This window comes from Lentzea xerophila, assembly GCF_051094245.1.
Taxonomy (GTDB): Bacteria; Actinomycetota; Actinomycetes; order Mycobacteriales; family Pseudonocardiaceae; genus Lentzea; species Lentzea xerophila.
The window spans coordinates 542,375-565,774 of sequence record NZ_CP194934.1 but is presented as its reverse complement, the minus strand read 5'-3'; the positions used below and the strand labels follow the sequence as shown (position 1 = coordinate 565,774).

The following is a 23,400-nucleotide window of genomic DNA, read 5'->3' as shown; positions in this document are numbered from 1 at the left end:
TATCCAGGCCAGCCTCATGAGCAGATGAAGGCTCAGGTCACCCAGAACTACGCTCCCGACACGGCGACCGCGGTCAGCGACGCGTGGAAGACGATAGGCAACACGTTCAAGGAACTGGCCACCGACTTCAACATCCTGGTCAACGGCTCGCAGACGGCGTGGACCGGCAAGGCCGCCGAGGGAGTTCGGGCCGCACTCAACAAGGTGGGCACGTTCGCGGACCAGACCGGCGAAAGCTTCACGCGCACCTCGACCGCCATCGAGCAACAGCGGGACGCGGCGGTTCAGGCGAACAAAAGCATGCCCGACCCGGTCAAGTTCGATCCTATGGCGATCGCCGGTGACTGGTTCACCAACAAGGGCGGAATGGTGAGCCCCATCATGATGGTGGGTGCGCCCATCGAAATGATGTCGACGTACAACAAGCAACAGGGCGCCAAAGAAGAAGCCGTCCAGGTCATGCAGACGCGTGACAACACGATGATGGCCGCCGCGATGTCCATGCCCACCATGGAATCCACCCCGCAGGTCACCCAGGACCAGGGCGTCACGCAGACCAGCAGCACCACCAGCACGAGCAGCCTGAGCAACGTCAACACCAACCAGCGGTTCAGCAACAACAGCAGCACCGGCATGCCGTCGACGCCTCCGGGAACCAACAACGGCACCACCAACACCGCGTGGGTCGCGCCTCAGGTCAAGGACCCGTCGCTGCAACCCGGCGGTAACAACCAGAACAACCCCGGCGGTCAGAACCGGCCCCCGTTCACTCCGCCCGGCATGCTGCCTCCTCCCGGTATGCGACCGCCCGGCGGCGGCATGCAGAACCGGCCTCCGGGCAGCGGTCCAGGCATGCGCCCGGGCGGCGGCCCTGGAGGGGGCGGTGGCTCGGCCGGCGGCCGCGGCATGGGGCCCGGCGGGATGGGCGCCGGTGGCATGGGTGCGGGGCGCGGCATGGGCAGCTTCGGGCCCGCCAACCCCGGTGGTAGCGCCGGAGTCATGGGCAGCGGACCTGGTGCGGCAGGCGGTGCCGGTGCGGGTGCGGGGGCTGGTGCGGCAGGCCGTGCGGGTGCCGCGGGCGGTATGGGCGCCGGTGGCGCCGGCGCTGGTGCCGGCAGGGGCGGTGAAGAGGACAAGGAACACAAGTCGAACTACCTCATCCCCACCGATGAGTTCTTCGACGACGATCGCATGGTCGCGCCGCCGGTGATCGGCGGATGAAGCAGATCGCGCAGCTTTCCCTGCCCGCGTTCGAGGTCCTCTGGGAGGACCTGCGGGCGGGGAGCATCCCGTACCCCTTCGACGTCAGCCAGCACGGCGAGACGCTCGACGAGCGCGCCCGCATCAAGGCCGCCGTGCACGCGGAGCTCGAACGCCGGAACCTGGCGCGGCGTGGCAGGCCCGAGCCTGACCTCGAGGACGCGCTGAACCTGTTGGCGCGTCCCGAACTCCGCGTTGTCGCCCTGTGCATGCCGGACATGAACCAGAAGAGGCTGGTCCGCGCCAGTGTCGTGGCGCGCGGCGGTTACGCGGTGCTGGTGACCCAGGAGGACGCCGGCATCACGCTGAACCTCGTGCAGCCCAACGAGATCGCGACGGCCCTTGCGAATGCCATGCCGCCGGGTCGGCCGGGTCCTGGCAAGCTCGTGACGGTGCCGGCCCAGGCGTTCGAAAACCGGCCGCAGCAACAAGAAGGCTTCCGGCAAGCGGTCCGCACGATGGAGAACGACGACGTCCGCATCGCCAAGCAGATGCTGACCGGACCGGCCATCGGCAACGGCCACTTCCTCGTCCAGATGGGACAGGGCCGCACCAAGCGGGACTTTCCACCGGTCACCTGGATCGACACGAGTCAGGGTCGCTACTCCAACGTCGAGACCCGCAGCGGATGGTTCACGATCAGCCCCGCCGACAACTTGGGGCTGGCACGACACCTTGGCCAGGTCCTCGCGATGACGAGCGGCCGATGAACCCGGAACAGATGATCGCGGACCTGGAGTCCAGGGCGCAGCAGCTCCAGCAACGCTCGCAGCAGATGCAGGAGCAGATCCAGCAGGCCAGCAGCACCATCACCTCACCCAACGAGGCGGTGACGGTCCGGGTGGCACCGAACGGCGCGCTACAGCACATCGAGTTCTCACCGGTCGCGCTGCGCCTGACGCACGTGCAGCTGGGCCAGCTCGTGATGCAGACCGTGCAGAAGGCCCAGATCCAGGCCTCCGAGCAGGTCGCGTCCATTGTGGAGCCCGAGTTCGGCGGCACCGAGGCGATGGACTTCCTGCGCAGCTTCATCCCGCAGCAGGAGGAAGAGGAGCCGCCGCCACCGGCGGAGGACGGCCAGGTCATGCGTGAGGTGTCGTGGAACGGCCCGGCGCAGCAGAAGTCCACGCCTCCGCCGCGCCCGCAGCGTCCGGCGGATGACGACGAGGACGGGTTCGGGAGCGTGCTCCGATGACCGGCTTCGGCGTCGACCCGACCGAGCTCCACAGGTTCGCCAAGGGTCAGCGGTCCAGACAGGACGCCTTGGACGCCGCAGCCAACAGGTCTGCCGCGGTCGACCTCGGCGGTGACACCTTCGGTCAGCTGCTGTCATTCTTCGCCATGAACGCGCAAGAGTGGGCTGAGGGCACCACTGCAGCGATTAGAGAACTCGCCGTGGCTGCGGGCAACGCTTCCGAAGACACCAAGGCAACCGCGCTGACCTACGAGTCCCACGAAGAGACGAACCGTGACAGGTTCGGAGGGCGGAGATGATCTGGACCGGACTCGACAAGGACGTGGCGAACCCCGACAACTTCGCGGGTGGTGGTCTCGCCGAATCTGTGATGCAGACCGTCGACTCGGCCAGTCGTCTCAGCGAAGGTGACATCGCGGAGTTCGGCATGAACCTTGCCGCCACTGGGCTGGACCTACTAGGTCTGATCATGGACCCCGTAGGCGCACTGGCAACCGCAGGTATCGGCTGGCTGATCGAACACCTCAGCTTCCTGCGCCAGCCCCTGGACTGGCTGGCCGGAAACGGCGACAAGATCAAGGCGGCCGTCACCACCTGGAACCAGGTCTCAGCCGATCTCCACAACATCGGCGAGCAGCAGGACAAGGCGGTGAAGAGCGAGCTTCCGTGCTGGGAACAGGGCACAGCGGCTGAGAAGTTCCGGCAGAGCCAGGGCGAACTGGCCGCCGAGATCGCGATGGTGTCGAAGATGAGCGCGTACGTCGCGTCCGAGATCGCCACCGCCGGCACCATCACGGCGGCGATCCGCGGCATGATCCGTGATCTCATCGCGCTGTTCATCTGGGAAGTCATCCGCAACGCGGTCATCGCGCTCGCGTCCTCGGTGGTGTCGCTGGGCAGCTCGATCGCGGCGTTCTCGGCGTGGGCTGTCGGCCGCGGTGCGGTCGTGCTCGGCAAGATCACGCAACAGCTGGCCAAGCTGGTCAAGCTCGTCATGCGCATCATGAGCCGCGTCAAAGGGCTCTTCGGACAACTGGGCGACGCACTCAAGCGTCTCGGCAGGTTCGGCAGAGGCGGCGGAGCGAGTGCGCCGCCTGCGCCGCGCACCCCGTCGACTCGGGGAGAGGGTCTCGCGGATGCGGGCAAGCGACTGGAGGACTGGGGCAACACGCGCCCGTCGCTCAGCGACGCCGGCGACAAGCTCAAGCAGGCCGGCCGCGAGTTCAGGGACGGCTACGGAGACGCGGGAAACGTCTGGAAGAGCAAGTACGAAGAGCCGTATCAGCAAAGGGTTCCACAGCCGTCTCAGCCCTTCCGGGATGCAGTCGACGCCTACACGCCCTACAAACCACGCACCCGGACGGACGGTACGGTGGCACCGCATTCCTCGCTCAACATCGTGGACGGGGGCTGGGTGGCGAAGGGCACGGCTGATCATCTTCGCGAATGGGCGAAGTACGACGAGCTGGAGAACCAGGGCAGGACTTTCCCGCGACAGCAAGGATCCTTGGACGAATGACCGGGAGACGACCTCCTTTCCAGCCGAAGAAGTTCTTGCTCGCCAGCATCAGCATCGCAGTGCCCACAGCCACGGGGTTCCTGAGCAATACCGGGCAGATCGGGTTGATCATCCCCCTGGGGTTCCTGTCCATGGCGGCGCTGCCCTTCTGGGTCATCGCTCTGGGGGACTTCCGCCCCAAGGGGGAACGATGGGTGGCGATCCCCGCCTTGCTGATCTTTGTCGGCAGCCTGTTCCCGGCCGGCATCGGCGGGCACTCGCTCTGGCTCACAGCTTTCGGCGAGACTCAACACTGCCGCGTCGAAAGCATCGAGCGACACCACAGCAGTCGGGGCTCTGACTCGTTCAGTGCCGACCTGCTCTGCGGCGACAGAAAGCTGACCTTCTTTCCCACCAATTTCCGCGAGGTCAAGCCGGTCAACACCGAGATGGACGTCGTGACCGACAAGACAGGCTTCTTCACCAGCATCGAGCCCGACCAGGTCTCCTGGCGGTACAACCTGTTCTTCCTCGCAGGCCTGCTGGTCACCGCCGCGTTCATGCTGTTCGTCGCCTGGCTCCCGGTCCGCGATCCCGAGCTTGCGGCAACAGAAGCACAGTCCGACTAGTACCAAGCTCGGACCAACGGTCTCCAGAAGCTCAGGTTCGAAAGAACAGAAGCGACCTGAACCTGTGACAACGACCGAACACCTACGCGCAGCCGACTGTTCACGACAATGCTGAGTGTTGCGCTGCTGGTCGGCTTCCTGACGGGGTATGCCAGGCTTGGCACCGCTCATCGCCGTGCCTGTCGTGATCGTGAGCGCCTTCCTGGCAGGCTTCGCGATGCTGAAGCTGCGACCTAACTCAATCAGCCTGCTGGCCGCCCCGCTCGCGGTGATCGTCGTAGCGCCAGCAGTAGATCGCCGACTTCCTTCAGCAACGATCTCGCGTGTGACTCACGGAGGATCTCGAACCACTTCCCGAACGGCAGCCAGGGCGAGGTGCGAAAGCCTGGCGACGACGTCGACCTCGTCATCGATCGGACTGGGGTCGTCCGAGTGCTCGAACCGACCGAAGTGACTTGGTGGCGTGACATCCTCCGGCACGGCGCGCGCTCGGCAAGGACTTCCGCTAGGTAGGCGCACACGCGGTCACGCGCGAGGCGGCGGTTCCTCGTAGCGCGTGACCGCGTGCCCTCCCCGCCGAGAACATACGACCGTTTGGCCCTAATGCGGCCGGACGGCTCGTTATTGGCCATGTTTTGGCAACTTCACTACCCTCGTTCGGCGCATTGACAACGCTCGATTTCGCCGTTCCTATCCCATTCCGATCAGGAACGACTATTGTTCCAGCGACGGAACCAAAAGCGAGTCCACACCACCTAACCATGTCTCTGACCTGCGCAAACAAAGAGTGCCGGAAACAATGACAGAAAGTGGACAGGACAATGTCAACGCCTGCGGCGGCGAAGGGAAAGGATTCTCCGAAGTTGCGCGACGACACGACGCGCTTCCTCTGCGGAGCCGCTCACCGCGACGAGGAGTTCGCGGATTCGGCCATTCACGAGTACCTGGTGGAGTCCACCCGGTCGATTCCGCGCTCGCCCGGCGTCAACGCCGGGGCGGTGTTGCGGGAGGCGGTGGCGGCGCGTACGCGGCGCAAGGTGCGCGACGGGGTGCTGCTGCTGTTGGCGGTCGTGGTGTTGTTCGCCGGGAGCGGGATGTTGCTCACTGGGTGGCTGCTGATCGCCTTGATGGTCGCGCTCGGGGGCGGGGCTCGGGTGGCGTTCGCGCGGCCGCGGCGGGTCTCGCCGCATTCGCGCGGGGCGGTCGCGCTCGGCTCGATCGCCAGCGTGATCGCGCTCTTCTTCGTGCTGTACAAGTTCATGGAAGAGTTCGACGCCGCCACCAGCTACTGCAGTCCCAGGTACGAGGAGTGCGGGCAGGAGAGCAGCGGCGCCGGGCTCGCGGTCGTGATCATCGGGATCGCGCTGATGTTCGGGGTGCTGCTGGCCGATCGGGTCGTCACGTGGCTGTTGGTCACGAAGAGTTTCCGGCGCGCCGGTTTTCGCACCAGCCAGGGCGAGGAGGAGCTGTGGCGAAACGAGTGGAAGTTCCGGCGGCTTGGGCACTGGAACTACGAAGAAGCGCTCGCGCTCTATCCGACCGAGGACGACGACGCTCCTGACGACCCCAGTGAGCCGCAGGTAATCGTTTATCACGGTTACCGGCCGTTCGTGGGTTCCGGAACGATGTTCGAGCCGTGGTCGATGGCGCTGCCTCTCAAGCCCGCCAAGGACAGGGCCGACTCGCCGCTGCCAGGGTTCATGCTGCCCGAGTTGTACGAACGGATCACGAGCGAGCTGGTCAAGATGGGGCGGTCGCCGTCGCTCTCTCCCGGTCATCGGCTGCGGGAGCTCAGAACGGGCGATCGTGTCGTGATTTCCTCGGTCGAGCTGATCGACCACATCGACGACGCCGAAGCGCGGATCGTGCTGCCGGACAAGGATCACTCGCCGGAGAAGGAGGTCAGTCAGTCCGTTGTGCACGATCTGATCGCCACGCCGATGGAGTGGATGCGCTACTTCCGCTCGTTCCAGGTCGAGACGTGGGATCGGGACGTCGTGGTGTCCGCGTATCTGACGTTCGGGCTCGACGACGAGATGCTCTACGTCGAGTGGACGCCCTGCATCCTGCACCCGATCCAGACCCATCACCGTCAGATCGACATCCTGCCCGAGCAGTCGTTGCGGCCGCTCCTCGATGCGTTCGCCGACCTGGTGAGGTTCCCGGCGTCGCTGCCGAAGCGGTTCGCCACGGCGGTGGGCTGGATGAATCCGATCTACCAGGCGGAAGGCACGTTCGTCGCGGAACGGTACGGCGCCAGGTCCAGCCTGCGCGAGCTCGCGAGCATGAGCCAGGTGGACAACTACTTCCAGCTCACCGACATCGAGCGCTACGTCAAGGTGCTGGAGTCACGGTTGTTGCGCACGCTGGGCGAGTTCCTGGAGAGCAAGGGGATCTCGGTCACCGAGTTCATGGAACAGGCCATGCAGGTCACGAGCAACAACGTCCACATCACCGGCCCGGTGATCTCCAGCAACATCGCCACCGCCGGCAAGGCGCGGGCCGGCAACACGAGCGGCAGCAAGGGAAGCTCATGAACGACCGGAACTTCGAGATCAAGGGACCGGTGATCGGCAGCAACGTCGGCACGAGCGGACGTGCGCGAGCCGGCGACGTCCACATCGGACACATCCAGGACGTGAGTACCGTGCTGCGGCTGCTCGACGAGCTGCGCGAGGAACTCAACGAGGCCAAGGCGCCCACGTCCACCATCGAGGCCGTCGACGACCTGCGGGCCGAGGCGCGCAAGCCCAAGCCCAGCAAGGACGTCGCGAACCACCTCATGGAGAAGCTGTCGGACCGCGGCCTCGGCATCCAGATGCGGGACCTGTCGAAGGCCTTCGACGCCCTGTACTGAAAACCGGGAAACGAGAAGGCCGGACTAGCCGACTTTGCGGGCGGTCGCGAACCGCGGCCGCCCCGCCAGGTCGGCGTGGTCGGCGACGTCCGTGAGCACCCGGCGCGCCGACAGCAGCGCCGGCACGGACTCCCCCTGCGTGTCGTCGTGCTCGATGCCGACGGACCCGCCGGGCTTGAGCCACCGCGCGGCCGCCGACACCACGTGCCGGATCACGTCCAGCCCGTCCGCACCGGAGAACACCGCGTGGTGCGGGTCGTGCACGCCGACCTCGGGTTGCACGGGAGTTCCCTCTGGCACGTAAGGCGGATTGCACACCACGAGGTCGACCAGACCGTCCAGATCGGACAGCAGCGACGGGTCGGTGGCGTCACCCGAGTGCAGCCGGATCGGCGTGTCGCCGGCGGCCACCCGCGCGTCCGCGTTGCGCCGTGTCCACGCCAGCGCCTGCGGGTCGAGCTCCACCGCGTGCACCACCGCGTCCGGCCGGGCGGCGGCGACCGAAAGGGCCAGCGCGCCCGTTCCCGTGCACAGATCCACGACGACGGGCGCGGAAACGCCGGCGAGGGCCTTCAGGCCCCACTCCATCAGCAGCTCGGTCTCGGGCCGCGGCACGAACACCCCGGGGCCGACCTCGACCGAGATCGAGCCCATCGGCGCCCAGCCGAGGATGTGCTGCAACGGAATGCGCGAGGCACGAACCCGGACGAGCTTGTGCAGCTGGTCGATCACCGACGGATCGATCAACGGGATGAGCGGCAGCCGCCCGCGCTCGACCCCGAGCACGTGCGCGGCCAGGAACTCCGCGTCGACGCGCGGACTGTCCACGCCAGCCTCGGCGAGGATCTTGGCCGCCTCGGAGATGGCGAGGCGGAGCGGTTGCCGGTTCATCATCGCGAGAAGGAAGCTATCTCAGAAGTTGATCATGTGCCCGGCCAGGCCGTGCACCGCTTCCTTGACGGCCTCCGAAAGCGTCGGGTGCGCGTGGACGTTGCGCGCGACCTCGTGGACCGTGAGGTCCCACTGCTGCGCCAGCGTGAGCTCGGGCAGCAGCTCGGTCGCCTCGGGGCCGATGATGTGGCCGCCGAGCAGCTCGCCGTGCTTGCCGTCGCTGATCAGCTTCACGAACCCGCCGGGCTCGGCGAGGCCGTGCGCCTTGCCGTTCGCGGTGAACGGGAACTTCGCGACCTGGACGTCGTAGCCCTTCTCGCGCGCCTGCTTCTCGGTGTAGCCGAAGGAGGCGATCTGCGGCTGGCAGAACGTCGCCCGCGGGATCATCACGTAGTCGAGCTCCATCGTCTCGGCGCCCGCGATGGTCTCCGAGGCGATGACGCCCATGGACTCGGCGGTGTGCGCGAGCATCAGCTTCGCGGTGACGTCACCGATGGCGAAGATGTGCGGCACGGACGTGCGGCCGCGGCCGTCGATGTCGATCGCGCCGCGCTCGGTCAGCTTCACGCCGGTGTTCTCGAGGCCGTAGCCCTCGACCCGCGGCACGAAACCGATGGCCTGCATGACCTTGTCGGCCTCCAGGACCTCCTCGGCGCCGTTCTTCGACACGGTGACGCGGACCTTGGGGCCGGACTCGTCGATCGACTCGACGCGGGTGCCGACGCGCACGTCGACGCCCAGCTTCTTGTAGCGCTTGAGCAGCTCGGCGGACACCTCTTCGTCCTCGAGCGGCACCATCCGGTCGAGGAACTCGACGATGGTGACCTTCACGCCGTAGTTGTGCATCACGTAGGCGAACTCGACGCCGATCGCGCCCGCACCGGCGATGATGATCGACTCGGGCAGGTCCTCGGTCATGATCTGCTCTTCGTAGGTCACGACGCGGTCGGACTTCTGCGTGTTCGGCAGCATCCGGGTCGTGGCGCCCACGGCGATGATCGCGTGGCCGAAGGTGATCGTCTCGTCCCCGACGGTCAGCGTGTGGTCGTCGGTGAAGCTGGCCCACCCGTTGTACTCGGTGATGCCGTTCTTCTTCATCAGGAAGTGCACGCCCTTGACGCGCCCGTCCGCGACCTTGCGGCTGCGCTGCCACGCCGCGCTGTAGTCGAAGCTGACGGTGCCCTCGACCTTGATGCCGAACGTCTTCTGCTCGTGCGTGAAGAGGTGCGCCAACTCGGCGTTGCGCAGCAGTGCCTTCGACGGGATGCAGCCGACGTTCAGGCAGACGCCGCCCCAGTACTTCTCCTCGACGATGGCGGTCTTCAGCCCGAGCTGAGCCGCACGGATCGCGGCGACGTACCCGCCGGGACCCGCACCCACGACGACGACATCAAAGTGTGCGCTCATAAGCACACACCCTAGGTCCCGAGCTGCTCCTGCAAGAACTCAACCGTCCGTTTCCAGGCGTTCGCCCGTGCGTGCGCGGTCGCGTGCGGTACACCACCACCCGTGAAGGTGACACCGGGACCCGGATAGGTCACGTCGGTGGCCGGCCGGTGCGGCGGGCCCGCGATCAGGTGTCCTGCCTCGGGATACACGATGTGCTCGTACGGGAACGGGTGCTCGTGGTCCTTCAGCCGCCGCAGCGCGACCTCGCTCAGCTCGGCCGAGGGCCACCCGTCGTCCTGCCCGGACGAGATGAGCAACACACCTCCGACGATCCGTTCGACTCCGATCTCGACGTCCTCCGGGATGCCGTCCTCGGTGCTGAACGCGAGCCGCAACGGCACCGGTTCGCCGTTCACGATCCTCGCCCGCAGCTCGTCGCCGATCTCGTAGGGCAGGTACGGCAGCGGCTCGCCTTTCCACGTCCACGACGCCGCCTCGTAGGAGAGCTTCTGCAACAGGTTCGCGCCGGGTCCGATCCCCTGTGTCACGACACCGCTGCCCACCACGCTCACCACCGCCTTGACCTGCGGGAACGTCGCACCGACGAGCAACGCCAGCTCACCGCCGCGCGAACCGCCGATGACGCCGACCTCCCCCGCGCGTTCGCCCAGGTGGTCGATGGCCTTGCCGAAGTACTCGAGTGGGATGTCGACGAGGTGTTCCGGCAGGCCCTGGAGGCCGAAGTAGCCGAGCGCGAACGTGACGAACCCGTGTGCCGCCAGCAACGCCGCGTCAGTCTCGTGGAGGCCGCCCTCGGACCCGCCGAGCACGATGACGCCCGGCAGGACGCCACCGTCGTCCTCAGGGGCGAACAGGGTGCCAACGAGGCCGTTCTCCCGGACCTCCTGCCGTTGCACGCCCTCGGGCACGGTGAGCCGGTCGAGCACCCGGTCTCCCACGCCCTCGACCGAGAGCACGGTGGGACCGGACTTGCCCCCGGTGCGTTCCAGCGACCAGAACAGCCCCATCGGGTCGACGCCGCGATAGCTGCCGTCGACCGGCGCGTGCTTGGTCAGGTCGACGACACCGCGGTCGTCGGCGTCGAAGACGGCATGAGAGGCACGATCACCGGTGGAGAGCTGCACGGTGATCGACTGGCCGGGCTTCAGGCCGACGACGAGCATGTCGACCGCCTGGTCGAGGGGCGCTGTCCGCGGATTCACCAGGATCTCGGCCACAACGCGCCCCTCTCACGTCGGACTACCCGCCTGCGAGCCGTTCTGCCCGGTCGGCGGCGGCCAGAGCGTCCACCACCGCGTCCAGGTCACCGTCGAGCACCTGGTCCAGGTTATGTGCTTTGTACCCAACCCGGTGATCGGAAATTCGCGATTCGGGGAAGTTGTAGGTCCGCACGCGCTCACTGCGGTCCACCGTGCGGATCTGCGTGCGCCGGGCGTCGGACTGCTCCTGCGCCTTCTGCTCCTCGGCGAGAGCGACCAGACGGCTCTGCAGGACCTGCATGGCGCGCGCCTTGTTCTGCAACTGGCTGCGCTCGTTCTGGCAGGAGGTCACGATGCCGGTCGGCAGGTGGGTGATGCGGACCGCGGAGTCGGTGGTGTTGACCGACTGACCGCCCTTGCCGGACGACCGGTAGACGTCGATCCGCAGGTCCTTCTCGTCGATCTCGACCGCGGCGGTCTCCTCGGCCTCCGGGAAGACCAGGACCCCCGCGGCGGACGTGTGGATGCGGCCCTGCGACTCGGTGACGGGCACGCGCTGCACGCGGTGCACGCCGCCCTCCCACTTGAGCCGGCTCCACACCCCGTCCGGCGTCGCGGTCTTGGCCTTGATGGCCACCGTGACGTCCTTGAAGCCGCCCAGGTCGGAGTCGGTGCCGTCGAGCATCTCGACCTTCCAGCCCTGCCGCTCCGCGTACCGCGTGTACATGCGCAGCAGGTCGCCGGCGAACAGCGCGGACTCCTCGCCGCCCTCGCCGGACTTGATCTCCAGCAGCACGTCGTCGCCGTCGTGCGGGTCGCGCGGCAACAGCAGTTCGTTGAGCTTCTCCTCCAGCTTGGGGAGCTGCTCCTGGATCTGCTCGACCTCCTCCTGGAAGGTCCGGTCCTCGGCGGCGAGCTCCTTGGCCGCCTCCAGGTCGCTGCGGACCTGTTCGATCTCCCGCGCCGTCTTCACGATCGGCCCGAGCGCGGCGTACCGCTTGCCGAGCTTGCGCGCCCCCGCCTGGTCAGCGTGCACGGAGGGATCGGCGAGCTTCTTCTCCAGCTCGTCGTACTCGGCGAGCAAGCTGTCCAGCGACTGCGACACGTCTCCTGCTTTCGTTGGGTTCCCTGGAAACGGCGACGGCGCCCGCCCCGGCCAGCAGGCCGAGGTCAGGCGCCGTGAAAGCAGCTACTTGTTGCGCTTGCCGTAACGCGCCTCGAAGCGCGCCACGCGACCGCCGGTGTCCAGGATGCGCTGCTTGCCCGTGTAGAACGGGTGGCAGTTCGAGCACATCTCGACGCGAACCTCGGACGCCGAGGTGGTGCTGCGGGTCGTGAAGGTGTTGCCGCAGCTGCACGTCACCTCGGTGACGGTGTACTCGGGGTGAATTCCAGTCTTCAAGATCTTGTCCCTTTCAAGGATGGCCGCCGGGTCCCTGTTGGTGAACGGGTGAACCGGAGCCGGACTCGACCGTTTAGTTTGCCAGACCGTTCAACACGTGCAAAAACGCGGTTGTTCCCGACCGACATGCGTGGCTGAAATCACAACCGTTCAACCGCCCTGATAGGCCGTTCGGCGCAAGTTGACGCCGTTCGGCTAGATGCGGCTCCGTGTTGTTGGACGGCGTCCATCAGACTGTGTGCCGTGTTCTGTGCCGCCGAACGGCCAATGAGCCCTCGTCTGTGGCTGGCTGTGCCGTTCCTTTTCTCCGCCGCCGTGTTCGGCCTCATGGGGTCGGCAGGGCTGCTCACGGCTTCCTGGACCACGGTGCCACTGTCGCCGGTCGTGACCGGAGCCGGTGTCGCCGTGACCGCGGCCGTGTCCGGCGGGGTGCGGTGGAAGCGGGCCTGGCAGCGGACGTGGCTGCGCTGGCCCTACCTGGCCGCGGTGCTGGCGTTCGGCGTCCTCGTAGGCGCGGTGGAGATTCCCGCGCTGGCTTCGACCGTGGTGGGACTGCCGGTGCTGCTGGGGCTGGTGTTCCGGTGCCTGGTGCAGAACGACGAGAGCCAGCAGACCGCGGGCTGCCGCTGACCCGAACGCAGCGGCGTTCGAGTGAACGGATGCGAAAAGACCCCCGGTGACCAGCACCGGGGGTCTTTTCACGTGAAACCTGCGCGGGCCGTCAGTCCTGCTCGGCGCCCGGCGTCGTCTTCGCGACCTGCATCAGGAACTCGATGTTGGTGCGGGACTTGCGCAGGCGGTCGAGCAGCAGGTCGATGGCCTGCTGGCCGTCGAGGGCGTGCAGCACGCGGCGCAGCTTGTGCGTGACCGCCATCTCGTCCGGCGAGAGCAGCAGCTCTTCCTTGCGAGTGCCGGAGCTGTCGACGTCGACGGCCGGGAACGTCCGCTTGTCGGCGATCTTGCGGTCGAGCTTGAGCTCGGCGTTACCCGTGCCCTTGAACTCTTCGAAGATCACCGAGTCGCCGGCGGAACCGGTCTCGACCAGCGCCGTCGCGATGACGGTCAGCGAGCCACCGCCCTCGATGTTGCGGGCGGCACCCAGGAAGCGCTTCGGCGGGTACAGCGCCGTCGAGTCGACACCACCGGACAGGATACGACCGGAGGCCGGGGCCGCCAGGTTGTACGCACGGCCCAGACGCGTGATCGAGTCCAGCAGCACGACCACGTCGTGGCCCATCTCGACCAGGCGCTTCGCCCGCTCGATCGCGAGCTCGGAGATGGTCGTGTGGTCCGACGGCGGGCGGTCGAAGGTCGAGGCGATGACCTCGCCCTTCACCGAACGCTGCATGTCGGTGACCTCTTCCGGACGCTCGTCCACCAGCACCACCATGAGGTGGCACTCGGGGTTGTTCGTCGTGATCGCGTTCGCGATCGACTGCAGCACCGAGGTCTTGCCGGCCTTCGGCGGCGACACGATCAGGGCGCGCTGGCCCTTGCCGATCGGCATCACCAGGTCGATGACGCGGGTGGTGAGGATGTGCGGCTCGGTCTCGAGACGCAGCCGCTCGTTCGGGTAGAGCGGCGTCAGCTTCGTGAAGTCGGGGCGGTTGCGCGCCTCGTCCGGGTCCAGGCCGTTGATCTTGTCGACGCGGACCAGCGGGTTGAACTTCTGCCGCTGCTGCTCGCCGTCCCGAGGCTGGCGGACGGCACCGGTGATGGCGTCACCGCGGCGCAGGCCGTACTTGCGGACCAGCGACAGCGAGACGTAGACGTCGTTCGAGCCGGCCAGGTAGCCGGAGGTGCGGACGAACGCGTAGTTCTCCAGCACGTCCAGGATGCCCGCGACCGGCAGCAGGACGTCGTCGTCGCGGACCTCGGTCTCGCGGTCGACACGGCCACCGTCGCCGCTCTCGCCACGGCCACCACGGCGGCGGCGGTCGCGGAAGCGGCCACGACGGCCGCCCTCGTCGTCGCCGTCCGGCTGGCCGCCACCCTGGCGGTCGCCGCGGTCACCACGGTCGGAACGCTCACCACGGTCGCGGTTGCGGTCACGGCCGCCGCGCTCGTTGCGGTCGCCACGGTCGGAACGCTCGCCGCGGTCAGAGCGGTCGCCACGGTCAGAGCGGTCACCGCGGTCAGAGCGCTCACCACGGTCAGAGCGCTCACCACGGTCAGAGCGCTCACCACGGTCAGAGCGCTCAGCACGGTCGGAACGCTCAGGGCGGTCCGAACGCTCAGCGCGCTCGCTCCGCTCAGGACGCTCGGCACGCTGTTCCTGCTGCGGCTGGCCCTCGCCCTCGGCGCCGCCACCACCACGGCCGGAACGGCGGCGACGGTTTCCACGGCGCCCTCCGTCCTCGGACGAGCGGGCGTCGTCGGAAGCGCCAGGCTCGGCGGCGGCCGGCTTCTCGGCTACCTCGAGCTGCTGCTGAACGGGCTTCTCGGCGGTCTTCTCGACCGCTTTCGCGGCCGGCGACTCGGCGGGGGCCTCAGCCTTCGCGGCGGCCTTGTCGGCCTTCACGGGCTTCGCGGGCTTCTCGGCTTTCGCCGGGGCCGCGGAGCCCTGCTTCTCCTTGATGGCCGCGATCAGGTCGCCCTTGCGCAGGCCTGCGGTTCCGGTGATGCCCATTTGGCCCGCGAGCTCACGCAGCTCAGCGAGCACCATGCCGGACAGACCCGCGCGGCGGCGCGGCGTCGTGCCGTTCGAAGGGGTGGACAGAGCGTTCTCCTCGGCTCCAGAACCAGATGCAGCTGCGCTGCTCAGCAAATCGGTGTTGCTCACACATGTCCTTCCTGACCAGGCCCCGCCTCCTACGCGGCCCAGCGGACCCGTCTTCCCGCTTCAACTGGGGAACGACGGTCAGTCCGATGCAGACGGAAGCACACACCGCTTCCGGCAAGCACGGGACTTGTCTCAGGTCACGGCGATCGGGTGCCTCTTTGCGTCCGCCCCGCCCGCACGGCACAGAGCCGGAACACAAAAGGATTGCCACTCGGAACGAATGTCCGGGTGCGACACCGGCGCCCGTGCGCGCAGTGACTGATCGCCCCCGAGGGTAGACGCCGGTCCTCCGCCATGCAACAACCGGGGTCGGGCGTGTCAGTCCAATGGACGAACGCGCACGCCGGCGGCGTCGACGTCGAGTCTCCGCACGTCGAAGCCGTGCGTGTCGACCTCGGCCGGAAGGTCGCCGAAGGCGATCACGGTGGGTCCCGCTCCGGACACGCAGGCGGGAACTCCGAGCTTGCGAAGATCGTTGATCACCCGAACGGTGTCGGGCCACGCGGGCTCGCGGTAGTTCTGGTGGAGGCGATCCTCAGTCGCGGCAAGGAGAACCGTCGGATCCGACGTCAGCGCGTGCACCGTGAGGGCCGACCGGCCCGCGGCGTGCGCGGCGTCCGCGTGCGGCACTTCGGCCGGAAGCAGGCCGCGCGTCGTCTTGGTGGACGACTCCTGCGACGGGATCAGGACGACCGGGCGCACCCGTGCGTCGGCGTCCATCCGGACAGCGCGGTAACGCTCTCCCTCCGACCACGCGACGACGACCCCGCCGTACAGAGAAGCGGCGGCGTTGTCCGCGTGCCCCTCGAACTCGGCGGCGATTTGCAATGCGTCCGTGTCCAACTCGCGACCCAACAGGGTGAACCCGGCTACGACGCCCGCCACGATCGCGGCGGCCGACGAGCCCAGCCCGCGTGCGTGCGGGATGGCGTTGCGGCACCTCAGGGCCAGTCCACCGGAGTAGCCGGTGGCGCGGATGGCCCGCACGACGAGATGGGTCTCGTCGAGCGGGACATCGCCTGCTCCGGCACCGTCCACGGTGATCGAGAGGCCGTCGACGCCCTCGCCGCCGGCCACCTCCACGTCGTCGTACATGCCGAGCGCCATGCCCAGCGCGTCGAACCCCGAACCGAGGTTCGCGGTCGACGCGGGGACCGAGACGAGGAACCTCACGCCAGCTCCAGCGCGTGCGCGACGGCGCCGGGGTCGACCGGGACGGGCTCGACCTCGGTGATGCCGAGCAACGCGGTGTCCGGGTCCTTCAAACCGTGACCAGTGACGGTGCACACAACCGTCGAGTCCTTGGGCAGCCTGCCGTCCTCGGCGGTCATCAGCAGACCGGCGATGGACGCGGCCGACGCGGGCTCCACGAAGATGCCCTCGGACGACGCGAGCAGCCGGTACGCGGCCAGGATCTGCTCGTCGGTGACGGCGTCGATCAGGCCGCCCGACTCGTCGCGTGCCTTGATCGCGCCCGCCCACGACGCCGGCGAACCGATCCGGATCGCGGTCGCGATGGTCTCCGGGTTCGCCACCGGCACGCCGCTGACCAGCGGCGCGGCGCCGGCGGCCTGGAACCCGAACATGCGGGGCAGGCCCTTGTCGTACGACGTGTAACCCTTCCAGTACGCGGTGATGTTGCCCGCGTTGCCGACCGGCAGGCAGTGCACGTCCGGCGCCTGCCCGAGCACGTCGGCGACCTCCCACGCGGCGGTCTGCTGACCCACCAGGCGTACCGGGTTGACCGAGTTCACCAGTGTGACCGGGTACTCGGCGGCGGTCTTGGACGCGAGCTCCAGGCAGTCGTCGAAGTTGCCGTCGATCTGCAGGATCTTCGCGCCGTGCATCACGGCCTGGGCGAGCTTGCCCATCGCGATCTTGCCGCTGGGCACCAGCACGGCCGCCGTCAGACCGGCCTTGGCCGCGTAGGCGGCCGCGGACGCCGACGTGTTGCCGGTGGAGGCGCAGATCACAGCCTTGAGGCCGGAGGCGAGCGCGTACGTCATCGCGACGGTCATGCCGCGGTCCTTGAACGAGCCCGTGGGGTTCGCGCCCTCGACCTTGACCCACACGTCGGACCCGGTGGCCGCGGACAGGCGCTTGGCGTGCACCAGGGGCGTGCCGCCCTCGTGCAGCGTCACGACCTCGGCGCCCTCGGGGATCTCGATGCGGTCCCGGTACGCGTTGATGAGACCGGGCCAGCCAGCTCTCGCAGCGCCGCTCATTCCTCGCCCTCCACCCTCATCACGCTCACGACCTCCCGCACCACGGGGAGACCGCCGATCTTGTCCACAGTGGACCGCAGTGCGGCGTCGGTCGCCGCGTGCGTGACGATCACCAGGCTGGCGTCCTCGATGCGGCCTTCCTGGCGCACCGCGGCGATGCTCACGTCGTGCTCGGCGAACACCGCGGCGACCTGCGAGAGGACACCGGCCTTGTCCGCCACGTCGAGGCTGATGTGGTAGCGGGTGGGCGTGTTCCCCATGGGCTGCGGGACCAGCGCGGCGTAGGCCGACTCGCGCGGGCCGCGTCCGCTCGCGACCATGTTGCGCGCCACGGCGACCAGGTCGCCGACGACCGCGCTCGCCGTGGGGGCGCCACCGGCACCCTGCCCGTAGAACATCATCTCCCCCGCCGCGTCGGCCTCGACGAACACCGCGTTGAACGCACCGTTGACGCTCGCCAGCGGATGCGTCCTGGGGATCATGGCCGGGTGCACTCGAACGGCGACTGACTCCTGGCCGGACGGACTGGTCACGCGCTCGCAGATCGCGAGCAGCTTGACCGTGCGGCCGAGGCCCTTGGCGGCCGCGATGTCCGCCGCGGACACCGCGCGGATGCCCTCGCGGTACACGTCCGACGCCGTCACGCGGGTGTGGAACGCAAGGGACGCAAGGATTGCGGCCTTCGACGCGGCGTCGAACCCGTCGACGTCGGCGGTCGGGTCGGCCTCGGCGTAACCGAGCCGCGAGGCTTCCTCGAGCGTCTCGGCGTAGCCGGCACCCGTGGCGTCCATCGCGGAGAGGATGAAGTTCGTCGTGCCGTTGACGATGCCCATGACGCGCGTGATCCGGTCTCCCGCAAGGGATTCCCGCAACGGGCGCAACAACGGGATCGCGCCGGCGACGGCGGCCTCGAAGTAGAGGTCGGCCCCGGACGCGTCGGCGGCCTCGAAGAGGTCGGGACCGTGCTCGGCCAGCAGCGCCTTGTTCGCCGTCACAACGGACTTGCCGTTGCGCAACGCCTCCAGCAACAGTCCGCGCGTCGGGTCGATGCCGCCGATGACCTCGACGATGACGTCCACGTCGTCCGACTTCACGAGCGCCGCGGCGTCCGTGGTGAGCAGGTGCTCCGGTACTTCACGGTGTTTGTTCGGCCTGCGCACGGCGATGCCGGCGAGCTCAACCGGCGCGCCGATGCGCTGGGTGAGGTCCTCGGCCTGGTCCGTCAGCAGCCGGACTACCTCCGTGCCCACCGTGCCGCAACCCAGCAAGGCGACCCGAATCGGTTTCACGGCTTTCATACCTCCAGACGGAACAAGTCGTCCTCGGTCTCGCGACGCAGCAGCAGCCGCGCCTCTCCGTCGGTCACCGCGGCGAGCGCGGGCCGTGGAAGTCGGTTGTACCCGCTCGCCATCGAGTAGCAGTAGGCCCCTGTGGCAGCGATCGCAACCAGGTCCCCCGGCGCGAGGTCGTCGGGCAGCCAGCAGTCACGAACCACGATGTCACCGGACTCGCAGTGCTTGCCGACGACGCGGCACAGCACGGCCCGCGACTCGGGCTCGGCGGCACGCGAGACGAGCTTGCAGTCGTAGACCGCGTCGTACAGAGCAGTGCGGATGTTGTCGCTCATGCCGCCGTCGACGCTGACGTACCGGCGCCGCGCGCCACCGTCGAGCTCGATGTCCTTGATCGTGCCGACCTCGTACACGGTGACGGTGCCGGGGCCGACGATCGCGCGGCCGGGCTCGACCGCGATGCGAGGCATGCTCAAGCCGTTGTGCTCGCACTCCTTCTGCACGATGTTGTGCAGCTGCCGCGCGAGCTCGGCGGGCGGAGGCGGGTCGTCGTCCGGCGTGTAGGCGATGCCGAGACCGCCGCCGAGGTCGACGACGTTCAGCGACGGGACCTCACCGTGCTCCTCGCGGATCTCGGCGAGCAGCCCGATCACGCGGCGCGCGGCGACCTCGAAGCCGGACGCGTCGAAGATCTGCGAGCCGATGTGGCTGTGCAGGCCGACGAGCTCGAGACCACTGGCCTTCAGCACGCGGCGCACCGCCTCGGCGGCGTCGCCCGACGACAGCGAGAAACCGAACTTCTGGTCCTCGTGCGCGGTCGCGATGAACTCGTGCGTGTGCGCCTCGACGCCGACCGTCACGCGGATCAGCACCGGCTGCACCACACCGCGGTCGCGCGCGATCTGGTCGAGGCGCGCGATCTCGTGGTACGAGTCGAGCACGATCCCGCCGACGCCGGCCTCGACGGCCGCGATCAGTTCGGGGACGCTCTTGTTGTTGCCGTGCAACGCGATGCGCTCGGCCGGGAAGTCCGCCCGCAGTGCGATCGCCAGCTCGCCACCGCTGCAGACGTCGATCGAGAGGCCTTCTTCGGCCACCCACTTCGCGACCTGCACGCTCAGGAACGCCTTGGACGCGTAGTGCACGAGCGTCGGGTCGCCGAACGCCTCGGCGTGCTCACGGCAGCGCGCGCGGAAGTCCTGCTCGTCCATGACGAACAACGGGGTGCCGTACTGCTCGGCGAGCCCGCGCACGTCCACGCCGGCCAGCTCCACGACGCCCGAAGCGTTCCTGGAAGCGTTGCGCGGCCACACGTTCGGGTGAAGGTAGTCGAGCTGGTCGGCGGTGGAGGGGCGGTCGCCGGCGGTGGTGCCGAATGCCATGACGTCGGCGTGCCGGGGTCCGGCCGGATGCGCGCGCATCACATGCGCTCCGGGGCGGTCACGCCGAGCAGACCGAGGCCTGCGGCGAACACGCGCCTGGTCGCGTTGACGAGCTGAAGCCTGACCTGGTGCAACGGAGTCGTCTCCTCATCGCCGCGCGGAAGGACGCGGCAGTCCTGCTGGAAGCGGTGGTACGTGCCCGCGAGCTCTTCGAGGTAGCGAGCGACGCGGTGCGGTTCACGCAGCTCGGCGGCGGTGGCCACCACTCGCGGGAACTCGCCGATGGTGCGGATGAGGTCGCCCTCGCGCTCGTGGGTGAGCAGCGCGAAGTCCTCACCCGGGGTGATGCCGAGATCAGCGGCGTTGCGCAGGATCGACGACGTGCGCGCGTGGGCGTACTGCACGTAGTAGACCGGGTTCTCGTTGCTGTGCTTGCGCAGCAGGTCGAGGTCGATGTCGAGCCCGGAGTCGACGCTGGAGCGGATCATGGCGTAGCGCGCGGCGTCCACGCCCACCGCGTCGACCAAATCCTCCATCGTGATGACGGTGCCCGCGCGTTTGCTCATCCGGACCGGCTGGCCCTCGCTGACGAGGTTCACGAGCTGGCCGATCAGCACCTCGACGCTGTCCGGGTCGTCGCCCAGGGCGGCCGCCGCGGCCTTGAGGCGCGCGATGTAGCCGTGATGGTCCGCGCCGAGCATGTAGATGCACAGGTCGAAGCCGCGGCCGCGCTTGTCGACGAGGTACGCGATGTCGCCCGCGATGTAGGCCGGGTTGCCGTCGCTCTTGATGACGACCCGGTCCTTGTCGTCACCGAAGTCCGTGGACCGCAGCCACCAGGCGCCGTCCTTGGAGTAGAGCGACCCGTTCGCCTTGAGCTTGGCGACCGCCTCGTCCACCCGGCCGCTCTGGTGCAGCGAGTCCTCGTGGAAGTAGACGTCGAAGTCGGTGCCGAACTCGTGCAGGCTGCGCTTGATCTCCTCGAACATCAGCCCGACGCCGACCTGGCGGACCAGCTCGGGGTCGCCGAGCGCTCCCGGTTCGCGCCGCAGGACCTCGGCGGCGATGTCGCTGACGTACGTGCCCGCGTAGCCGTCCTCGGGGGCAGGCTCGCCCTTCGCGGCGGCGATCAGAGACCGGACGAACCTGTCGATCTGCGCGCCGGCGTCGTTGAAGTAGTACTCGCGGGTGACCTCGGCACCACGGGCCCGGAGGACCTTGCCGAGCGCGTCACCGACAGCCGCCCAGCGCGCGCCACCGAGGTGGATCGGGCCGGTCGGGTTCGCGGAGACGAACTCCAGATTGATCCGCCTGCCCTCGAGCTCGGCGCCCGTGCCGTAGCCGTCCGCCAGTGCCGCGCGGACGATCGCTCCCTGGGCCTCGGTGGCGATGGTGAGGTTGAGGAAACCGGGACCGGCCACGTCGGCCTTCGCGATGGCGGCCTGGCCCAGCAGGGCCTCGGCGAGCCACGTCGCGAGCTCACGGGGCTGGGCGCCGACCTTCCTCGCGAGCTGGAGCGCGATGTTCGTGGCGTAGTCGCCGTGCTCGGGGTTCCTGGGTCGCTCGACCGTCACCTGCTCGGGTGCAGCGGTGACGTCCAGGCCGCGGTCCGCCAGCAACTGGGCAACCGTGGACCGGACGAGATCGGCGAGCGCTTCAGGGGTCACGACAGAAGAGTTTAGAGAAGCGTTGTCGCAGGTCTCGACCGGGTTACCGGGTCTCGGAGGGTGAGACGGCAAGTGTTAACGCGCACGTGGTATCGCCCTGCGCTGACAGTGATCCGACACGGAGTCCCTACACTGGCGCCGGTTGACCAGGACGACATCTGAGGCGGACATGACCAGCGGCAAGAAGACGAAGGCCACGCGCAACAGCGTGGCCGCGGCCCGTTCCTCGGTGGTGGCGAGCAAGCCGAAGCCGTGGGGCACGATCATCGCGGTGATCGCCGTGCTGGGCCTCGCGGGCGGTGTTTTCGGATATGCGTACTCGCAGATCCACGCGAACAACGTCAAAGAGGCCGCCCTGGCCAAGTGGAAGCCCTCTGACGAGAACAAGGACCCGTCGACGCAGCTCGCGGGCATCGTGATCAAGGAGTACAAGGGCTCCCGCCACGTCGAGCCGACCCAGCGGGTCGCGTACGACCAGACCCCGGCCTTCGGCGGCCCGCACGACGCCCAGTGGGCCGACTGCACCGGCGTCGTCTACGACCAGGCGATCCGCACGGAGAACGCGGTCCACGGCCTGGAGCACGGCTCCGTCTGGATCACGTACAACCCGGACCAGGTCAAGGACGACGCGCTGAACAAGCTCAAGGCCAAGGTCGAGGGCATCCCGTACATGATGCTGTCGCCGTTCCCCGGCCTCGACAAGCCGTTCTCGCTGCAGTCCTGGGGCCACCAGCTGAAGCTGGACAACGTCGACGACGAGCGCGTCGACCAGTTCATCTCCTCGCTGCTGCGCAACCCGAACGCCTACCCCGAGGTCGGCGCGTCCTGCGAGAACTCGCAGTTCCTCGCCAACCCGGCCCCGTTCGTGGCCGAGAAGCCGGGCGCCGACGCCGTGCCGATGGACGGCGGCAAGGACGACTCCGTGACCGAGGGCCAGCCGCAGACCAGCATGCCGCCCGCGTCGGGCTCCGCCTCGACGCCGCCGTCGAGCTGATGACCTCTGACGAGACCCTGTCCGAGCGGCCCTCAGGGGTCGCTCGGACTCTCGTGATCAGCGCCGCCGTGCTCGCGGTCCTCCTGCTGGGCGCGGCGGTCGGCCTGCTGGTGAAGCTCCCCGGTTCGACCTCGACCGCCGCGGCGCCGGCCTCCGGTTCCGTGGACGTCGGCTTCTGCCAGGACATGTCCATGCATCACCTGCAGGGCATCCAGATGGCCAACATCGCCAGGGACCGCTCCACGGACCCGGAGATCCGCCAGCTCGCGTTCGACATCTCCTCCACCCAGCTCGAACAGGTGGGGCGGATGAAGGGCTGGCTGATGATGTGGAACGAGCACGAGCAGAACCTCTCCGGCGTCTACATGAAGTGGATGGACGCCGCGGGCGTCCACGGCCACGGCGCCACCACCCCCGAAGCCGGCAAGCCGATCATGCCCGGCATGGCCACGACCGACGAGCTGACCAAGCTCCGCACGGTCACGGCCGGCCGCGACTTCGACGTGTACTGGCTCCAGCTGATGCTCCGCCACCACGTGGGCGGCGCACCGATGGCCGAGTACGCCTCGACCGCCGCTGGCCAGTCCGTGGTCCGCACGCTCTCGGACAACATGCTGAAGTCGCAGTCCGCGGAGACCGAACTGATGAAGGACTACCTGGCCAAGCGCGGAGCCGCCCCGCTGCCGTAGCCGGTTCCGTCCGTCGCGAGGCCGTCCG

22 protein-coding genes are annotated in these 23,400 nt (G+C 68.3%); 11 read left to right on the top strand and 11 right to left on the bottom strand.

Annotated features, from left to right (window positions below; translation table 11 throughout):
* Positions 1–24 precede the first annotated feature (24 nt).
* The 8 genes from ACRSBM_RS02745 to ACRSBM_RS02710 all read left to right on the top strand — a co-directional run bounded on the left by ACRSBM_RS02745 (position 25) and on the right by ACRSBM_RS02710 (position 7,439).
* Positions 25–1,221 carry a hypothetical protein gene (locus tag ACRSBM_RS02745; protein ID WP_434439377.1) on the top strand — a complete coding sequence of 399 codons (1,197 nt, stop codon included), beginning with the start codon at positions 25–27 and terminating at the stop codon, positions 1,219–1,221.
* On the top strand, positions 1,218–1,970 hold the full coding sequence (locus ACRSBM_RS02740) for an ESX secretion-associated protein EspG (RefSeq protein WP_434439374.1): 753 nt from the start codon (positions 1,218–1,220) through the stop codon (positions 1,968–1,970). The genes ACRSBM_RS02745 and ACRSBM_RS02740 overlap by 4 nt, the downstream gene beginning before the upstream one ends.
* On the top strand, positions 1,967–2,455 hold the full coding sequence (locus ACRSBM_RS02735) for a YbaB/EbfC family nucleoid-associated protein (RefSeq protein ID WP_434439371.1): 489 nt from the start codon (positions 1,967–1,969) through the stop codon (positions 2,453–2,455). Before ACRSBM_RS02740 ends, ACRSBM_RS02735 begins: the two co-directional genes overlap by 4 nt.
* Positions 2,452–2,754, top strand: coding sequence for a type VII secretion target (locus ACRSBM_RS02730; RefSeq protein ID WP_434439369.1), 303 nt, complete (start codon positions 2,452–2,454; stop codon positions 2,752–2,754). The genes ACRSBM_RS02735 and ACRSBM_RS02730 overlap by 4 nt, the downstream gene beginning before the upstream one ends.
* A gap of 23 nt (positions 2,755–2,777) precedes the next feature.
* Complete coding sequence (locus ACRSBM_RS02725; protein ID WP_434439366.1) at positions 2,778–3,974, top strand: hypothetical protein; 1,197 nt, start codon at positions 2,778–2,780, stop codon at positions 3,972–3,974.
* Positions 3,971–4,582 (top strand): hypothetical protein, encoded by a 612-nt coding sequence (locus ACRSBM_RS02720; protein ID WP_434439364.1) that lies wholly within the window; start codon positions 3,971–3,973, stop codon positions 4,580–4,582. Before ACRSBM_RS02725 ends, ACRSBM_RS02720 begins: the two co-directional genes overlap by 4 nt.
* A gap of 863 nt (positions 4,583–5,445) precedes the next feature.
* A complete protein-coding gene (locus ACRSBM_RS02715) occupies positions 5,446–7,119 on the top strand; it encodes a hypothetical protein (RefSeq protein ID WP_434439361.1) in 1,674 nt (557 codons plus the stop codon).
* Positions 7,116–7,439: a hypothetical protein gene (locus tag ACRSBM_RS02710; protein ID WP_434439358.1), complete on the top strand. Its 324-nt coding sequence runs from the start codon at positions 7,116–7,118 to the stop codon at positions 7,437–7,439. Before ACRSBM_RS02715 ends, ACRSBM_RS02710 begins: the two co-directional genes overlap by 4 nt.
* 24 nt (positions 7,440–7,463) lie before the next feature.
* Here the strand turns inward: ACRSBM_RS02710 and prmC are convergent, their stop codons facing one another.
* The 5 genes from prmC to rpmE all read right to left on the bottom strand — a co-directional run bounded on the left by prmC (position 7,464) and on the right by rpmE (position 12,341).
* Complete coding sequence (gene prmC / locus ACRSBM_RS02705; RefSeq protein ID WP_434452939.1) at positions 7,464–8,330, bottom strand: peptide chain release factor N(5)-glutamine methyltransferase; 867 nt, start codon at positions 8,328–8,330, stop codon at positions 7,464–7,466.
* A gap of 21 nt (positions 8,331–8,351) precedes the next feature.
* Positions 8,352–9,737: a dihydrolipoyl dehydrogenase gene (lpdA, locus tag ACRSBM_RS02700; RefSeq protein ID WP_434439356.1), complete on the bottom strand. Its 1,386-nt coding sequence runs from the start codon at positions 9,735–9,737 to the stop codon at positions 8,352–8,354.
* A gap of 11 nt (positions 9,738–9,748) precedes the next feature.
* The gene (locus tag ACRSBM_RS02695) at positions 9,749–10,957 is read right to left on the bottom strand and encodes an acyl-CoA thioester hydrolase/BAAT C-terminal domain-containing protein (protein ID WP_434439354.1); all 1,209 of its coding nucleotides are present in this window, start codon (positions 10,955–10,957) and stop codon (positions 9,749–9,751) included.
* Positions 10,958–10,979: 22 nt separating this feature from the next.
* Positions 10,980–12,044, bottom strand: coding sequence for a peptide chain release factor 1 (gene prfA / locus ACRSBM_RS02690; protein WP_434439352.1), 1,065 nt, complete (start codon positions 12,042–12,044; stop codon positions 10,980–10,982).
* Between the two features lie 84 nt (positions 12,045–12,128).
* On the bottom strand, positions 12,129–12,341 hold the full coding sequence (gene rpmE, locus ACRSBM_RS02685; protein WP_434439349.1) for a 50S ribosomal protein L31: 213 nt from the start codon (positions 12,339–12,341) through the stop codon (positions 12,129–12,131).
* A 267-nt stretch (positions 12,342–12,608) separates the two neighbouring features.
* Between rpmE and ACRSBM_RS02680 the strand changes: the two genes are divergently transcribed.
* Positions 12,609–12,971, top strand: a complete 363-nt coding sequence (locus tag ACRSBM_RS02680) for a hypothetical protein (protein ID WP_434439346.1) — start codon at positions 12,609–12,611, stop codon at positions 12,969–12,971.
* 91 nt (positions 12,972–13,062) lie between these two features.
* Here the strand turns inward: ACRSBM_RS02680 and rho are convergent, their stop codons facing one another.
* The 6 genes from rho to argS all read right to left on the bottom strand — a co-directional run bounded on the left by rho (position 13,063) and on the right by argS (position 21,689).
* Entirely contained in the window at positions 13,063–15,123 is a 2,061-nt protein-coding gene (gene rho / locus ACRSBM_RS02675) for a transcription termination factor Rho (RefSeq protein ID WP_434439344.1), read from the bottom strand.
* Between the two features lie 318 nt (positions 15,124–15,441).
* The gene (thrB, locus tag ACRSBM_RS02670) at positions 15,442–16,296 is read right to left on the bottom strand and encodes a homoserine kinase (RefSeq protein WP_434439341.1); all 855 of its coding nucleotides are present in this window, start codon (positions 16,294–16,296) and stop codon (positions 15,442–15,444) included.
* Positions 16,293–17,348, bottom strand: coding sequence for a threonine synthase (thrC, locus tag ACRSBM_RS02665; protein WP_434439339.1), 1,056 nt, complete (start codon positions 17,346–17,348; stop codon positions 16,293–16,295). Before thrC ends, thrB begins: the two co-directional genes overlap by 4 nt.
* Positions 17,345–18,646: a homoserine dehydrogenase gene (locus ACRSBM_RS02660; RefSeq protein WP_434439336.1), complete on the bottom strand. Its 1,302-nt coding sequence runs from the start codon at positions 18,644–18,646 to the stop codon at positions 17,345–17,347. Before ACRSBM_RS02660 ends, thrC begins: the two co-directional genes overlap by 4 nt.
* The gene (lysA, locus tag ACRSBM_RS02655) at positions 18,643–20,061 is read right to left on the bottom strand and encodes a diaminopimelate decarboxylase (RefSeq protein ID WP_434439333.1); all 1,419 of its coding nucleotides are present in this window, start codon (positions 20,059–20,061) and stop codon (positions 18,643–18,645) included. The genes ACRSBM_RS02660 and lysA overlap by 4 nt, the downstream gene beginning before the upstream one ends.
* On the bottom strand, positions 20,061–21,689 hold the full coding sequence (argS, locus tag ACRSBM_RS02650; protein ID WP_434439331.1) for an arginine--tRNA ligase: 1,629 nt from the start codon (positions 21,687–21,689) through the stop codon (positions 20,061–20,063). Before argS ends, lysA begins: the two co-directional genes overlap by 1 nt.
* Positions 21,690–21,858: 169 nt before the next feature.
* On the opposite strand from argS, the gene ACRSBM_RS02645 reads away from it, so the two are divergent.
* Both ACRSBM_RS02645 and ACRSBM_RS02640 read left to right on the top strand, forming a co-directional pair.
* Entirely contained in the window at positions 21,859–22,683 is an 825-nt protein-coding gene (locus ACRSBM_RS02645) for a DUF3105 domain-containing protein (protein WP_434452937.1), read from the top strand.
* On the top strand, positions 22,683–23,372 hold the full coding sequence (locus tag ACRSBM_RS02640) for a DUF305 domain-containing protein (protein WP_434439329.1): 690 nt from the start codon (positions 22,683–22,685) through the stop codon (positions 23,370–23,372). Before ACRSBM_RS02645 ends, ACRSBM_RS02640 begins: the two co-directional genes overlap by 1 nt.
* The last annotated feature ends 28 nt before the right edge of the window (positions 23,373–23,400 follow it).